Source organism: Streptomyces sp. UH6 (assembly GCF_013421635.1).
Classification (GTDB): Bacteria; Actinomycetota; Actinomycetes; order Streptomycetales; family Streptomycetaceae; genus Streptomyces; species Streptomyces abyssomicinicus.
Map to the genome: position 1 here is coordinate 1 of NZ_JACADT010000048.1, position 14,627 is coordinate 14,627.

Annotated in this window: 12 protein-coding genes, 1 pseudogene and 1 riboswitch; of the genes and pseudogenes, 9 read left to right on the forward strand and 4 right to left on the reverse strand. The window is 71.2% G+C overall.

Annotated elements, in window-relative coordinates; translation table 11 throughout:
* The 8 genes and pseudogenes from HW445_RS05675 to nuoN all read left to right on the forward strand — a co-directional run.
* Positions 1-192, forward strand: a pseudogene (locus HW445_RS05675) (NADH dehydrogenase subunit G); the annotation flags it as partial.
* Between the two features lie 38 nt (positions 193-230).
* Entirely contained in the window at positions 231-1,574 is a 1,344-nt protein-coding gene (gene nuoH, locus HW445_RS05680; RefSeq protein ID WP_180219941.1) for an NADH-quinone oxidoreductase subunit NuoH, read from the forward strand.
* A 67-nt stretch (positions 1,575-1,641) separates the two neighbouring features.
* The gene (gene nuoI / locus HW445_RS05685) at positions 1,642-2,253 is read left to right on the forward strand and encodes an NADH-quinone oxidoreductase subunit NuoI (RefSeq protein ID WP_257230865.1); all 612 of its coding nucleotides are present in this window, start codon (positions 1,642-1,644) and stop codon (positions 2,251-2,253) included.
* Positions 2,250-3,110, forward strand: a complete 861-nt coding sequence (locus HW445_RS05690; RefSeq protein ID WP_180219933.1) for an NADH-quinone oxidoreductase subunit J — start codon at positions 2,250-2,252, stop codon at positions 3,108-3,110. Before nuoI ends, HW445_RS05690 begins: the two co-directional genes overlap by 4 nt.
* Positions 3,107-3,406 carry an NADH-quinone oxidoreductase subunit NuoK gene (nuoK, locus tag HW445_RS05695; protein ID WP_108954875.1) on the forward strand — a complete coding sequence of 100 codons (300 nt, stop codon included), beginning with the start codon at positions 3,107-3,109 and terminating at the stop codon, positions 3,404-3,406. The genes HW445_RS05690 and nuoK overlap by 4 nt, the downstream gene beginning before the upstream one ends.
* 12 nt (positions 3,407-3,418) lie before the next feature.
* Positions 3,419-5,356, forward strand: a complete 1,938-nt coding sequence (gene nuoL / locus HW445_RS05700) for an NADH-quinone oxidoreductase subunit L (RefSeq protein WP_180219934.1) — start codon at positions 3,419-3,421, stop codon at positions 5,354-5,356.
* Position 5,357: 1 nt separating this feature from the next.
* Entirely contained in the window at positions 5,358-6,929 is a 1,572-nt protein-coding gene (locus HW445_RS05705; RefSeq protein ID WP_151771826.1) for an NADH-quinone oxidoreductase subunit M, read from the forward strand.
* A complete protein-coding gene (gene nuoN, locus HW445_RS05710) occupies positions 6,926-8,587 on the forward strand; it encodes an NADH-quinone oxidoreductase subunit NuoN (protein WP_180219935.1) in 1,662 nt (553 codons plus the stop codon). The genes HW445_RS05705 and nuoN overlap by 4 nt, the downstream gene beginning before the upstream one ends.
* A 106-nt stretch (positions 8,588-8,693) precedes the next feature.
* On the opposite strand, the gene HW445_RS05715 is transcribed toward nuoN, so the two are convergent.
* On the reverse strand, positions 8,694-9,704 hold the full coding sequence (locus HW445_RS05715; protein WP_180219936.1) for a polyprenyl synthetase family protein: 1,011 nt from the start codon (positions 9,702-9,704) through the stop codon (positions 8,694-8,696).
* A gap of 431 nt (positions 9,705-10,135) precedes the next feature.
* Positions 10,136-10,310: riboswitch (cyclic di-AMP (ydaO/yuaA leader) on the forward strand.
* Positions 10,311-10,313: 3 nt separating this feature from the next.
* Here HW445_RS05715 and HW445_RS34360 point away from each other — a divergent pair.
* Positions 10,314-10,838, forward strand: a complete 525-nt coding sequence (locus tag HW445_RS34360) for a transglycosylase SLT domain-containing protein (RefSeq protein WP_180219937.1) — start codon at positions 10,314-10,316, stop codon at positions 10,836-10,838.
* 9 nt (positions 10,839-10,847) lie between these two features.
* Here HW445_RS34360 and HW445_RS05725 read toward each other — a convergent pair whose 3' ends face one another.
* From HW445_RS05725 to HW445_RS05735, 3 genes are all read right to left on the reverse strand, one after another.
* Entirely contained in the window at positions 10,848-11,681 is an 834-nt protein-coding gene (locus HW445_RS05725; protein ID WP_180219938.1) for an HAD family hydrolase, read from the reverse strand.
* A gap of 389 nt (positions 11,682-12,070) precedes the next feature.
* Entirely contained in the window at positions 12,071-13,957 is a 1,887-nt protein-coding gene (gene recQ / locus HW445_RS05730; protein WP_180219939.1) for a DNA helicase RecQ, read from the reverse strand.
* 106 nt (positions 13,958-14,063) lie between these two features.
* Positions 14,064-14,528 (reverse strand): VOC family protein, encoded by a 465-nt coding sequence (locus tag HW445_RS05735; protein ID WP_180219940.1) that lies wholly within the window; start codon positions 14,526-14,528, stop codon positions 14,064-14,066.
* Between the last annotated feature and the right edge of the window lie 99 nt (positions 14,529-14,627).

Sequence of the window (14,627 nt, forward strand, 5' to 3'; positions counted from 1 at the left end):
GGTCCGGCCGGCAGCGTCGAGCTGCCGCTGACGGTCACCGCGATGCCGGACCGGGTGGTCTGGCTGCCGCTCAACTCCACCGGGGGCGGCGTCGCCTCCGACACCGGTGCGCTGCCCGGCGCCCTGGTCCGCGTCGGCCCGGCGACCCTCGCCGCCGAGGCCCCCGGTACCGCCGAGGAGGCCGAAGCGTGAACCCGAACCTGACGCGCCTGGCCGCGGAGGACCTCTCGATGTTCGGCCAGGACCCCTGGTGGCTGGTCGTCGTCAAGGCCGTCTTCTGCTTCGCGTTCCTGATGGTGACGGTGCTGTTCGCCATCGTCTGGGAGCGCAAAGTCGTCGCCTGGATGCAGCTGCGCGTCGGCCCCAACCGCCACGGCCCCTGGGGACTGCTCCAGTCGCTGGCCGACGGCGTGAAGCTGATGCTCAAGGAGGACGTGATCGTCCGCCGGGCCGACAAGGTGGTGTACGTCCTGGCGCCGATCGTCGCCGCGATCCCCGCCTTCATGGCCATCGCGGTGATCCCGTTCGGCCCGCCGGGCAACGAGGTCTCCATCTTCGGCCAGCGCACCACCATGCAGCTGACCGACCTGCCGATCGCGATGCTCTACATCCTGGCGGTCGCCTCCGTCGGCATCTACGGCATCGTGCTGGCCGGGTGGAGCTCCGGCTCGACCTACCCGCTCCTCGGCGGCCTGCGCTCCTGCGCCCAGATGATCTCCTACGAGATCGCCATGGGCGCCGCCTTCGCCTCGGTGTTCCTCTACTCCGGGTCGATGTCGACGTCCGAGATCGTCGCGCAGCAGGAGAACCGCTGGTTCATCGTGCTGCTGCCGGTCTCCTTCGTCCTCTACATCGTGACCATGGTCGGCGAGACCAACCGGGCGCCGTTCGACATGCCGGAGTCCGAGGGCGACCTGGTCGGCGGCTTCAACACCGAGTACTCGTCCATCAAGTTCGCGATGTTCATGCTCGCCGAGTACGTGAACATGGTGACGGTCTCGGCGGTCGCCACCACGCTCTTCCTGGGCGGCTGGCGGGCCCCGTACCCGATCAGCACCTTCTGGGAGGGCGCGAACCACGGCTGGTGGCCGATGCTCTGGTTCGTCCTCAAGGTGCAGCTGCTGCTCTTCCTCTTCATCTGGCTGCGCGGCTCGCTGCCCCGCGTCCGCTACGACCAGCTGATGAAGCTGGGCTGGAAGGTCCTCATCCCGGTCTCGGTGGTCTGGCTGATGGTCGTGGCCACCATGCGGGCGCTGCGCAACGAGGGCTACGGGTTCACCGACATCGCCCTCTACGTGGGCGGGGCGATCCTCGCCGTGCTGCTGGCCTCGCTGGCCGTCGACACGCTGCGCGACCGCCGCGGGCCGAAGGACGGGTCCGCCGCGGAGCCGGCCGCCTTCGACCCGATGGCCGGCGGCTTCCCGGTGCCCCCGCTGCCGGGGCAGCAGCTGCCGCCGGTGCCCCGCCGCCGCTCGCGCACCGAGCGGGAGCTGGTCACCAGCGGCGGTGCGGACACTCTCAGTGACGGACCTCGTGACGGATCTCTGGATGGAAAGGAGGCGTCCGATGGCTGAGGAACACAAGGCCGAGGTGCAGAAGGCCGCGGCGACGAACGACGCGGCTGACACCAGGCCGGGGTTCATGAATCCGGTGGCCGGCTTCGGCGTGACCTTCAAGGCCATGTTCAAGAAGCGGCTGACCGAGCAGTACCCGGAGCAGAAGAAGACCACGGCCCCGCGGTTCCACGGACGGCACCAGCTCAACCGCCATCCGGACGGCCTGGAGAAGTGCGTCGGCTGCGAGCTGTGCGCCTGGGCCTGTCCCGCCGACGCGATCTACGTGGAAGGCGCGGACAACACCGACGAGGAGCGCTACTCGCCCGGTGAGCGGTACGGCCGCGTCTACCAGATCAACTACGCGCGCTGCATCCTCTGCGGTCTGTGCATCGAGGCGTGCCCGACGCGGGCGCTGACCATGACCAACGACTTCGAGCTCGCCGACCTGTCCCGGCAGAACCTGATCTACACCAAGGAACAGCTGCTGGCCGGGCTGGAGGAGGGCATGGTCGACTCGCCGCACGCCATCTTCCCGGGCACCGACGAGCAGGACTACTACCGGGGCCTGGTCACCGAGGCCGCCCCCGGCACGGTCCGGCAGGTCGCGGTGTCCCAGGGCGAGAGCGCCGAGGACGCGGCGGCCGCCACGCAGGACGCGGACACGCAGCCCACCGCGCAGCAGGAGGTGGGGGCATGAACGCGCTCGCCGCGTACTCCACCTCCACCGGCGAGGCCGTCCAGTTCTGGATCCTCGGCACGATCGCGGTGATCGGCGCCCTGTGCACGGTCTTCATGAAAAAGGCGGTGCACAGCGCCCTCTGCCTGGCCGGCACGATGATCGTTCTCGCCGTGTTCTACCTGGCCAACGGGGCCTACTTCCTGGGCATCGTGCAGATCGTCGTCTACACCGGCGCGATCATGATGCTCTTCCTGTTCGTGGTCATGCTGGTCGGCGTCACGGCGGCGGACTCGCTGAAGGAGACCATCCGGGGCCAGCGCTGGCTCGCCCTGCTCTGCGGTCTCGGCTTCGGCGCGCTGCTGGTCGGCGGGATCGGCAACGCGACGCTCACCGAGTTCGAGGGCCTGGCCGCCGCCAACTCCGGCGGCAACATCCAGGGCCTGGCGGCCCTGCTGTTCGGCAAGTACGTCTTCGCCTTCGAGATCACCGGCGCGCTGCTGATCACGGCGGCGGTCGGCGCCATGGTGCTCACCCACCGGGAGCGCACCGAGCGGGCCAAGACCCAGAGGGAACTGGCCGAGGAGCGCATCCGCAAGGGCGAGTACATCCCGCCGCTGCCCGCGCCCGGCGTCTACGCCCGGCACAACGCGGTGGACATCGCGGGCCTGCTGCCCGACGGCACCCCGTCCGAGCTGACCGTCAGCGCCACCCTGCGCGAGCGCGGCCAGATCCGTGACGTGTCCACCGAGGCCATCGCGGACCTGCGGGCGCTGGAGCAGCGGTCCGCGGAGCGGCTGGAGCGCAAGCCCCTGGACCGGCAGCCACGGCCCGGCGGGTCCACGGAGCTGACGCGGGCGGAGGAGGCCCAGCAGTGAACCCGGTCAACTACCTCTATCTCGCGGCTCTGCTCTTCACCATCGGAGCCACCGGTGTGCTGGTCAGGCGGAACGCCATCGTGGTGTTCATGTGCATCGAGCTGATGCTCAACGCCTGCAACCTCTCACTGATCGCCTTCTCGCGGATGCACGGCAACCTCGACGGCCAGATCATCGCCTTCTTCACGATGGTCGTCGCCGCCGCGGAGGTCGTGGTCGGTCTCGCGATCATCGTGTCGCTCTTCCGTACCCGCCACTCGGCCTCGGTCGACGACGCTCGACTGATGAAGCTCTAAGGGGTCGCAGACGTGGAGAACATGATCGCGCTGCTGATCGCGGCGCCTCTGCTCGGAGCGGCCGTCCTGCTGTGCGGCGGCCGGAGACTGGACAAGGCGGGCCACTGGATCGGCACCGCGCTGGCCTTCGTCTCCTTCGGCCTCGGCGCCGTCCTCTTCGCCGGCCTGCTGGGCCGGGGCGCCGAGGACCGCACCCTGGTCCAGCACCTGTACAGCTGGATCCCCGTGGAGGGCTTCCAGGCGGACGTGGCGTTCCGGCTGGACCAGCTGTCCATCACCTTCGTCCTGCTGATCACCGGTGTGGGCTCGCTCATCCACGTGTACTCGATCGGGTACATGGAGCACGACGAGCGCCGCCGCCGGTTCTTCGGCTACCTCAACCTGTTCCTCGCGGCGATGCTGATCCTGGTGCTCGCCGACAACTACCTGCTGCTGTACCTCGGCTGGGAGGGCGTGGGTCTCGCCTCCTACCTGCTCATCGGCTTCTGGCAGCACAAGCCCAGCGCGGCCACGGCCGCCAAGAAGGCCTTCCTGGTCAACCGGGTCGGCGACATGGGCCTGTCGATCGCGATCATGCTGATGTTCACCACCTTCGGCACGTTCGCCTTCACGCCGGTTCTGGACTCGGTGGGGGCGGCGGGCGAGGGCACGCTCACCGCGATCGCGCTGATGCTGCTGCTGGCCGCCTGCGGCAAGTCCGCCCAGGTGCCGCTCCAGTCCTGGCTGGGTGACGCGATGGAGGGCCCGACCCCGGTCTCGGCCCTGATCCACGCGGCGACCATGGTCACCGCGGGCGTCTACCTGATCGTCCGCTCCGGCGCGATCTTCGACGCGGCGCCCGACGCGCAGCTGGTGGTCACCGTCGTGGGCGCGGTCACGCTGATCTTCGGTGCGATCGTCGGTTGCGCCAAGGACGACATCAAGAAGGCGCTGGCCGGCTCGACGATGTCGCAGATCGGCTACATGGTGCTGGCCGCGGGCCTCGGCCCGATCGGCTACGCGGTGGCCATCATGCACCTGGTGACGCACGGCTTCTTCAAGGCCGGGCTGTTCCTCGGCGCGGGCTCCGTGATGCACGGCATGAACGACGAGGTCGACATGCGCAAGTACGGCGGCCTGCGCAAGTACATGCCGGTCACCTTCGTGACCTTCGGCCTCGGCTACCTGGCGATCATCGGCTTCCCGGGCCTGTCCGGGTTCTTCTCCAAGGACCTGATCATCGAGGCGGCCTTCGCCAAGGGCGGCGTCCAGGGCTGGATCCTCGGCACGGTGACCCTGGTGGGCGCCGGGATCACCGCGTACTACATGACGCGGGTGATGCTGATGACCTTCTTCGGCGAGGAGCGCTGGCGCAACCTTCCGGCGGCCTCGCCGGACGCTCCCGACGTGGAGCCGGCCGCCGGCCACGGCGGGGTGCCGCACCCGCACGAGTCGCCGAAGGTGATGACCGTACCGATGATCGTGCTGGCCTTCGGCTCGGTCTTCGCCGGAGCGTTCTTCGGCATCGGTGAGCGGTTCGTGCACTGGCTGGAGCCGGTGACCTCCTTCGAGCACGGCCACCCGCCGGTCAGCGCGCTGACCGTCACCGCCGCCACCGTCACCGTGATGGTGATCGGCGTCGGGCTGGCCTGGCTCCACTACGGCCGCCGTCCGGTGCCGGTGGTCGCCCCGCGCGGCTCGCTGCTCACCCGGGCGGCCCGCCGCGACCTGTACCAGGACGACTTCAACCACGTGGTCCTGGTCCGCGGCGGCGAGCACCTGACCCGCTCCCTGGTGTACGTCGACCACACGCTGGTCGACGGAGTGGTCAACGGCACCGCGGCGGGGGTGGGCGGGCTCTCCTCCCGGATGCGCCGGCTGCAGAACGGCTTCGCGCGCTCCTACGCGGTCTCGATGTTCGGCGGTACGGCGGTCCTGGTCGCCGCGACCCTGCTGATGAGGGCGGTCTGACATGAGCTTTCCCCTGCTGACGGCGACGGCGGTGCTGCCCGCCCTCGGGGCGGTCGCCACCGCCGCCGTCCCCGCGGCGCGGCGCACGGCCGCCAAGTGGCTGGCGCTGCTGGTCTCGCTGGCCACGCTGGTGCTGGCCGTCGTGGTCGCCGTCCGCTTCGAACCGGGCGGTGCGCGGTACCAGCTCACCGAGACCTACGAGTGGATCCCGGCCTTCGGGGTCCGCTGGGAGCTCGGCGTGGACGGCATCGGCGTGGCGCTGATGCTGCTGACCGCCCTGCTGATCCCGTTCATCGTGCTGGCCGGCTGGCACGACGCCGACCCCCTGGAGACACGCAGCAAGCGGTGGCGGCCCACCCAGGGCTTCTTCGCGCTGATCCTGATGGTCGAGGCGATGGTGATCCTCTCCTTCGAGGCCACCGACGTCTTCCTCTTCTACATCTTCTTCGAAGCCATGCTGATCCCGATGTACTTCCTGATCGGCGGCTTCGGGGACCGCGCCCACCAGGGCGGCGAGGAGGCGGCCGCCACCCAGCGGTCGTACGCGGCGGTCAAGTTCCTGCTCTACAACCTGGCCGGCGGTCTGATCATGCTGGCCGCGGTGATCGGGCTCTACGTGGCCGCGGGCAGCTTCTCGCTCCCGGACATCGTGGCGGCCCGCGCGAGCGGCGAGCTGGAGATGGGCGCGAACACCGAGCGGCTGCTCTTCCTCGGCTTCTTCTTCGCCTTCGCGGTCAAGGCCCCGCTGTGGCCGCTGCACACCTGGCTGCCCAACGCCATGGGGGAGGCCACCGCCCCGGTCGCGGTGCTGATCACGGCCGTGGTCGACAAGGTCGGCACCTTCGCGATGCTCCGCTTCTGCCTCGGGCTCTTCCCGGAGGCCAGCAAGTGGGCCACCCCGGTGGTGCTGGTGCTGGCGCTGATCAGCATCGTCTACGGCGCGCTGCTGGCGGTCGGGCAGCGGGACATCAAGCGGCTGGTGGCGTACGCCTCGATCTCCCACTTCGGCTTCATCATCCTCGGCATCTTCGTGATGACGAGCCAGGGCCAGTCCGGCGCCACGCTGTACATGGTCAACCACGGGATCTCGACGGCGGCGCTGATGCTGGTGGCCGGCTTCCTGATCTCCCGCCGCGGCTCGCGTCTGATCGCCGACTACGGCGGGGTGCAGAAGGTGGCCCCGGTGCTGGCCGGCACCTTCCTGATCGGCGGTCTGGCCACCCTGTCGCTGCCCGGCCTCGCCCCGTTCGTCAGCGAGTTCCTGGTGCTGGTGGGCGCCTTCGCCCGCTACCCGGTGGTCGGCATCATCGCCACGTTCGGCATCGTGCTGGCCGCGCTCTACACGCTGGTGCTCTACCAGCGCACCATGACCGGCCCGGTCAAGCCGGAGCTGGTCAAGCTGCCCGACCTGCGGGTGCGTGAACTCGCGGTGGTGGCACCGCTGATCGCCCTGCTGATCTTCCTGGGCGTCTACCCGAAGCCCCTCACGGACCTCGTCAACCCGGCGGTCCGGCACACCATGTCCGACGTGCAGGAGCACGACCCCGAGCCCGAGGTGGAGGCGGCCAAGTGAGCGCATCAGCCGTCCACGGCCTGTGGACAGATCTGGCCGCACCGGCGGCCGAGCCGATCGCCAGGATCCAGGCCCCGACGATCGAGTACGCGCAGCTCTCGCCCGTGCTGATCGTGATCGGCGCCGCGGTGCTGGGCATCCTGGTGGAGGCCTTCGTGCCCCGCCGGGGCCGCTACCACGCCCAGCTCTTCGTCTCCGGCGTGGCGCTCGCCGCCGGCTTCGCCGCCGTGGTGGGGCTGGCGGTCAGCGGCTACGCCACCACCGGGGCGGGAGTCGCCGCGGAGGGCGCGGTCGCGGTGGACGGGCCCGCGCTGTTCCTGCAGGGCGTGATCCTGCTGGTCGGCCTGGTGGCCCTGTTCACCTTCGCCGAACGCCGCCTCGACCCGGCCACCCACGGCAACCTGGTGGACTCCTTCGCCGCCCAGGCGGCCTCGGTACCCGGCAGCGACAGCGAGAAGGCGGCCGTGAAGGCCGGCTTCACCACCACCGAGGTCTTCCCGCTGCTGCTGTTCGCGGTCGGCGGCATGATGGTCTTCCCGGCCGCCAACGACCTGCTGACCCTGTTCATCGCGCTGGAGGTCTTCTCCCTCCCGCTGTACCTGCTGTGCGCGCTGGCCCGCCGCAAGCGGCTGCTGTCGCAGGAGGCCGCGGTCAAGTACTTCCTGCTGGGCGCCTTCGCCTCGGCGTTCACCCTGTTCGGCATCGCGCTGCTCTACGGCTACGCCGGCTCGGTCAACTACGGCCGGATCGCGCAGGTCGTCGAGGGCACGGTGCAGGAGGTCAGCCCGGCGCTCGCCGGGACGATGGGCAACGACGTGCTGCTGCTCATCGGGGCGGCGCTGGTGACGATGGGCCTGCTCTTCAAGGTGGGCGCGGTGCCGTTCCACATGTGGACGCCGGACGTCTACCAGGGCGCGCCCACCCCGGTCACCGGTTTCATGGCGTCGGCCACCAAGGTGGCGGCCTTCGGCGCGCTGCTGCGGCTGCTGTACGTGGTGCTGCCGGGGCTGCGCTGGGACTGGCGGCCGGTGATGTGGGCGGTGGCCGCGGTCACCATGGTGATCGGCGCGATCGTCGCCATCACCCAGACCGACATCAAGCGGCTGCTGGCCTACTCGTCGATCGCGCACGCCGGGTTCATCCTGGCCGGTGTGATCGCGACGCGGCGGGAGGGGATCTCCTCGGTCCTCTTCTACCTGGCCGCCTACTCCTTCGTCACGGTGGGCGCGTTCGCCGTGGTGACGCTGGTGCGCGACGCGGGCGGCGAGGCCACCCACCTGTCCAAGTGGGCGGGTCTCGGGCGGCGTTCGCCGCTGGTGGCGGCGGTGTTCGCGGTCTTCCTGCTGGCCTTCGCGGGCATTCCGCTGACCTCCGGGTTCGCGGGCAAGTTCGCCGTCTTCAAGGCGGCGGCGGAGGGCGGCGCGGCACCGCTGGTGGTGGTCGGCGTGCTGTCCTCGGCGGTCGCGGCGTTCTTCTACATCCGGGTGATCGTCCTGATGTTCTTCAGCGAGCCCAAGCCGGAGGGGCCCACGGTGGCGGTGCCGTCGCCGCTGACGACCACCGCGATCGCGGTGGGTGCCGCGGTGACGGTGGTGCTGGGTGTGGCCCCGCAGTACTTCCTGGACCTGGCGAACTCGGCGGGCGTGTTCGTCCGCTGACCGGGCCCGCACCGGCGGGTTCCCGCACGTACGCCGAAGGCCCGGCCCCCTCGGGGGCCGGGCCTTCGGCGTACGCGGGTCGCGCGGCGGCCGCGGCGGTGGCGGGTCAGCCCGCGCGGTGCACCACGGCGTCGCACAGGTGCACGAGGGCGGTCTTGGCCTCGCACTCCGGCAGCGGAGTGAGCGCAGACCGGGCCTCCTGGGCGTAGCGGACGGTGTCCGCCCGGGCGTCCTCCAGGGCGGGGTGGGCCCGCAGCCGGGCCACCGCCTCGGCGAGGCGCGCCTCGTCCGTCAGGTCGGAGTCGAGCAGCTCGCACAGCTCGGCGTCCTCCGCCCGCCCCAGCCGCTCCACCCGCTCGCGCAGGCGCAGCACGGGCAGCGTGGCGATGCCCTCGCGCAGGTCGGTCCCGGGGGTCTTGCCGGAGTCGGAGGAGTCGGAGGCGATGTCCAGGACGTCGTCGGCGAGCTGGAAGGCCACGCCGAGCCGCTCGCCGTACTGCGTGAGCACGTCCACGACCTGGTCGTCGGCGCCGGACATCATCGCGCCGAACCGGCAGGCGACGGCCACCAGCGAGCCGGTCTTGCCGGCCAGCACGTCGAGGTAGTGGTCGATGGGGGAGCGCCCGTCGGAGGGGCCGGCGGTCTCCAGGATCTGGCCCGTGACCAGCCGCTCGAACGCCTCGGCCTGCACCCGCACCGCCTCCGGGCCGAGGTCGGCCAGGATGTGCGAGGCGCGGGCGAAGAGGAAGTCGCCGGTGAGGACGGCCACCGAGTTGCCCCAGCGGCTGTTGGCGCTGGGCACGCCGCGGCGCACCTCGGCCTCGTCCATCACGTCGTCGTGGTACAGCGTGGCGAGGTGGGTGAGCTCGACGACCACCGCCGACGGGACGATCCCCGGCGCCTCAGGGTCACCGAACTGTGCGGCGAGCGTGACGAGCAGCGGGCGGAACCGCTTGCCGCCGGCCTTCACGAGGTGCTGCGCGGCCTCCGTGATGAACGGGACCTCGCTCTTGGTGGCTTCGAGCAGACCTTCCTCGACGGCCGCCATGCCCGCCTGGACGGCGGCCTCCAGCGCCTGGTCCCGAACCCTCAGCCCGAACGGCCCGACCACGGTCACGAGGGGTCTCCTGTCTGCTGGTGTGTGCTGACGGTTACACGGTTTGTCGATAGGTCATTGCCATCACCCCACTCAGCGTATCCGGTCAGGTTTCGATCACCGACAGCCCCCACCCGCCAGATGGCCGGGAGATGCCCTGTCCGGTTTCGGTGGGTTGAGTGAGCTGGTGCACATTCCATCCCTTTGGGTGGGCATCGACCGATCCGTGAAGTGAGCCACAGGGGCGGAGCGCGGACGTGCGGGGGTGGATACGGCGAACTCGCCCTCTATCGGGAGAAGTTGAGGGTCGATGGCGGTGCGCTCGTGGGGCGCAAATCACCCGCAATCATGATCAACCAGCGTGATCCAGTGACTTTCGTACTTGTTTCGGACATCCGCTCTCACGTACGTTTCGGGCCAGCCGGGTGGAACGCCGAGTCCTGCCGCCGTCCGGTCACCACACACCCATTCCATGACGGCAGGAGCGGGGGACCCAGGTACGCCGCCGGCCCGGAGCACGCTTCCGGACGGCTCGGGGTGAAGCCTGTCGCCCGACCAGGGCGACGGGCCGGGCAGCCTTTCTGGCCCGAACCCGACAGCTCACCTCGCAGGCGCCGGAAAGGATCAACCATGACCCGCTTCACCCGTACCGCGTCCGTCCTTGCCGTCGCCGCGGCCGTCGTCGCCGCCCCGATCGCGGGCGCGACCGGCGCCTGGGCCGCCGAGACCCCGGCCGCCGCCAAGGACACCGCGGCCGCGGCCAAGGACGCCCCGGCCGCCGCCAAGGACACCGCGGCCGCCGCCGGCAACAAGGTCACCCAGCTCGCCGCGACGCCGGAGAACCTGGACGCGTGGATCAACGAGGCCCTGGACGTCATGGAGAAGCACGACATCCCGGGCACCTACGAGGGCATCCACCGCAATGTGATGCGCGAGTCCTCGGGCAACCCGCTGGCCATCAACGACTGGGACATCAACGCCGTCAACGGCATCCCGTCCAAGGGCCTGCTCCAGGTGATCGACCCCACCTTCGACGAGTACCACGTGGAGGGCACCGGGTCCTCGCCGTTCGACCCGGTCGCCAACATCGCCGCCGCGTGCAACTACGCTGCCGACCGCTACGGCTCGATCGACAACGTGAACAGCGCGTACTGACCGGCTCCCTCAGGGGAACAGGCGCTCGAGGACGACGGCCACGCCGTCGTCCTCGTTCGTCGTGGTGACCTCGTCGGCGACCGCCTTCAGCTCGGGGTGGGCGTTGGCCATGGCCACCCCGCGGGCCGCCCAGCGGAACATGGGCACGTCGTTCGGCATGTCGCCGAAGGCGATGGCGTCCTCGGGGCCGAGGCCGAGCCGGGACGCCGCCATGGCCAGGCCGGTCGCCTTGGTGATGCCGTGCGGCTGCAGCTCCACGGTGCCCGGCCCCGACATCGTCACCGTCGCCAGCGACCCGACGGCCGCGGCGGCCACCGCCGTCAGCTCGTCGTCGGTCAGCTCGGGGTGGCAGAGCAGCACCTTGGTGATCGGCCGCTCCCACAGGGCGTCCCGGCGGTCCACCCGCACGGCGGGGAGGGTGGGGCGGGCCATCCGGTAGCCGGGCTCGATCAGGGTGAGCCCGTTGGCGCCGTCCTGGTCGACGGCCGCGTACACCTGGCCCACCTCGGCCTCGATCTTGCCGATGGCGGTCTCCGCCAGCTCGCGGTCCAGCGTCATCGACCACACCAGACGGTCCCGGTCCGCGTCGTAGAGCTGCGCGCCCTGCCCGCACACCGCGAAACCGCCGCCGATCCCGGCGAGCAGGTCGCGTACCCGCGGCGCGGGGCGCCCCGTCACCACCAGATGCCGGGCACCCGCCCGGGCGGCGCCTCCCAGTGCCGCGCGGGTGCGGGGGGAGACGGTGTCGTCGTCACGCAGGAGCGTGCCGTCCAGGTCCGTGGCGATGAGGGCGTACGCGGGGAGCGCACGGGAAGGGGGCGCATAGGCGGCGGGTGCGGGCATGATCAGAGAATACGGACGATCCGGAGCGCCCCTGTGACGGGTTGACACGCCGACCGGATGTGTGCAATAGGGCGCTGATCGTCTCATGTGAGCGCGATCCGGGGTGATTCCCCCCGGCCGCCGGGGGCCGTAGCCGGTGCTCAGGCGCCGGAGAGGCCCCGACGTGCTGGGGCGTCCGGAGACGCAGCCCCGTGCACCGGCACCGACGTGGGCCCGGTGCTCGTGCGTCGCGGTCTGCCCGTGCTCAGGCACCGAGGGGCTGCTCCCGCGCCCGGGAGTGGTGGGCATGCCCCCGTGCTCGGCGTGCTCGGAGTGCCCGGAGAGGCGCCCCCGTGTTCAGGCACCGCGGCGTGCACCCGCGCTCACCTCGTCGACGCGGTGCCCCGCGCTCAGGCGTCGTCGAGCGACGCCAGGAGTCCGACGACGCTCTCGCCGTGCGTGGCCAGCTTCTTCTCGCCGATGCCGCTGATCCCGCGCAGCTCGTCCACCGAGGTGGGGCGGGCCGCGGCGATCTCCCGCAGGGTCGCGTCGTGGAAGATCACGTAGGCGGGGACGCCCTGCTCCCGGGCGCGCTCCCCGCGCCAGGCGCGCAGCGCCTCGAAGACCGGCTGGAGCTCCTCGGGCAGCTCGGCCACGGCCGCGGCGGCCTTCGCCTTGCGCTCGCCGCGGGCGGAGGGCGCCTTCCTGGGCTCCTTGCGCATCGGCACCGGACGCTCGCCGCGCAGCACGGCGGCGCTGCCCTCGGTCAGCACCAGCGTGCCGTACTCGCCCTCCACGGAGAGCAGGCCCTGTGCCAGCAGCTGCCGGACCACACCGCGCCACTCGCCCTCGGCGAGGTCCTCGCCGATGCCGAACACGGACAGCTGGTCGTGGTCGAACTGGATCACCTTGGCCGTGCGCTTGCCGAGCAGGATGTCGATGATCTGGGTCGCGCCGAACTTCTGCCGCCGCTCCCGGTCGAGCCGGACCACCGTGGAGAGCACCTTCTGCGCGGCTACGGTGGCGTCCCAGGTCTCCGGCGGGGTGAGGCAGGTGTCGCAGTTGCCGCACGCCTCCTCGGCCGCCTCCTGGCCGAAGTAGGCCAGCAGCTGGCCCCGGCGGCACCGGACGGTCTCGCAGAGGGCCAGCATCGCGTCCAGATGGGCCTGGGCGCGCCGGCGGAAGGCCTCGTCGCCCTCGCCCGAGAGGATCATCTTCCGCAGCTGGACGACATCGTTGAGCCCGTACGTCATCCACGCCGTCGACGGCAGCCCGTCGCGCCCCGCGCGGCCGGTCTCCTGGTAGTAGCCCTCCACCGACTTCGGCAGGTCCAGATGGGCCACGAACCGCACGTCCGGCTTGTCGATCCCCATGCCGAAGGCGATGGTGGCGACGACCACCAGGCCCTCCTCGCGCAGGAACCGGGACTGGTGGGCGGCGCGGGTGGCCGCGTCGAGGCCCGCGTGGTACGGCACCGCCTCGACGCCGTTGGCGCGGAGGAACTCGGCGGTCTTCTCCACGGAGTTCCGGGAGAGGCAGTAGACGATCCCGGCGTCGCCCCGGTGCTCCTCGCGCAGGAAGGCCAGCAGCTGCTTCTTCGGCTCCGCCTTGGGCACGATCCGGTACTGGATGTTGGGGCGGTCGAAGCCGGCGACGAAGTGCCGCGCCGAGTCCAGGCCGAGGCGGCGGGTGATCTCCTGGTGGGTGGCGCGGGTGGCCGTCGCGGTCAGGGCGATCCGCGGCACGTCCGGCCAGCGTTCACCCAGCACCGACAGGGCCAGATAGTCGGGGCGGAAGTCGTGGCCCCACTGGGCCACGCAGTGCGCCTCGTCGATGGCGAAGAGGGAGACCCGGCCGCGCGAGAGCAGGTTCAGGGTGGACTCCAGGCGGAGCCGCTCGGGGGCCAGGTAGAGGAGATCCAGCTCACCGGCCCGGAACTGCGCCTCCACCAGCCGCTGCTCGTCGAGGTCCTGGGTGGAGTTGAGGAAGCCGGCCTGCACACCGGCCGCGCGCAGGGCGTCGACCTGGTCCTGCATCAGCGCGATCAGCGGGGAGACCACCACGCCCGTGCCCGGGCGGACCAGGGCGGGGATCTGGTAGCACAGCGACTTGCCGCCGCCGGTGGGCATCAGGACCACGGCGTCCCCGCCGGAGACCACGTGCTCGACCACGGCCCGCTGCTCGCCGCGGAACGACTCGTAGCCGAAGACCTTGCGCAGCGTCTCCAGCGCCGGGCCGCCCGCGTCCGCCGCGAGCCCGTCCGCGTCCGTCGTGGATGCCGTTGTTGCCGTGGTCACACCTGTACCGCCCGTCCCTGTCGACCTCCCTCCACCATAGGGGGGCGCGCCGACGCCGCCGGAGTTTTCCACAGGCCCGGCCGGTCCGGGGCCGGGGCGGCCGGGTTCAGTGGACGCAGAACTCGTTGCCCTCCGGGTCGTACATGACCGTCCACGCGCCGCCCGGCTCCCGGACCTCGCGCAGCACGCGGGCGCCCAGCGCCGTCAGCCGGCCGACCTCGTCGCCGCGGGCCCCCTCGCCGGGGTGGAGGTCCAGGTGGAGCCGGTTCTTGACCGTCTTGGGCTCCGGGACCCGCTGGAACAGCAGCCGCCGCCCCAGGCCGGTCCCGGACTCCTCGTCGTACGGGTCCTGCGGGTGGCGGACCGCCGCCAGGTTCCGCCAGGCTGCCCGGCCCCGCCACTCCAGGGTGGCCTCGGCGGGCACCGCCCCCGCGCTCAGCAGCTTCTCCACCAGCGGACCGTTGTCCTCCGGGACGTAGTGCAGCGCGGCCGCCCAGAAGTCGGCCAGGGCGTGCGGATCGGCCGCGTCGACGACGAGCTTCCAGTGGACGGGCACCGTGGGTTGCGTCATGCCACCACTCTTACGGGTGGTGTGCGGGCGCGCGCAACCGGAATGCGTGATCAGGCGGTGCGCTCCCGGGAACCCGGCGCCCCGGTCTCACCGGGCTCC

Bases quoted from the DNA above. Each gene is read 5' to 3' on its own strand.
- nuoI (WP_257230865.1), top strand. From the start codon at position 1,642: ATGAATCCGGTGGCCGGCTTCGGCGTGACCTTCAAGGCCATGTTCAAG.
- HW445_RS05735 (WP_180219940.1), bottom strand. From the start codon at position 14,528: ATGACGCAACCCACGGTGCCCGTCCACTGGAAGCTCGTCGTCGACGCG.
- HW445_RS05690 (WP_180219933.1), top strand. From the start codon at position 2,250: ATGAACGCGCTCGCCGCGTACTCCACCTCCACCGGCGAGGCCGTCCAG.
- HW445_RS34360 (WP_180219937.1), top strand. From the start codon at position 10,314: ATGACCCGCTTCACCCGTACCGCGTCCGTCCTTGCCGTCGCCGCGGCC.
- nuoH (WP_180219941.1), top strand. From the start codon at position 231: ATGTTCGGCCAGGACCCCTGGTGGCTGGTCGTCGTCAAGGCCGTCTTC.
- HW445_RS05725 (WP_180219938.1), bottom strand. From the start codon at position 11,681: ATGCCCGCACCCGCCGCCTATGCGCCCCCTTCCCGTGCGCTCCCCGCG.
- HW445_RS05705 (WP_151771826.1), top strand. From the start codon at position 5,358: ATGAGCTTTCCCCTGCTGACGGCGACGGCGGTGCTGCCCGCCCTCGGG.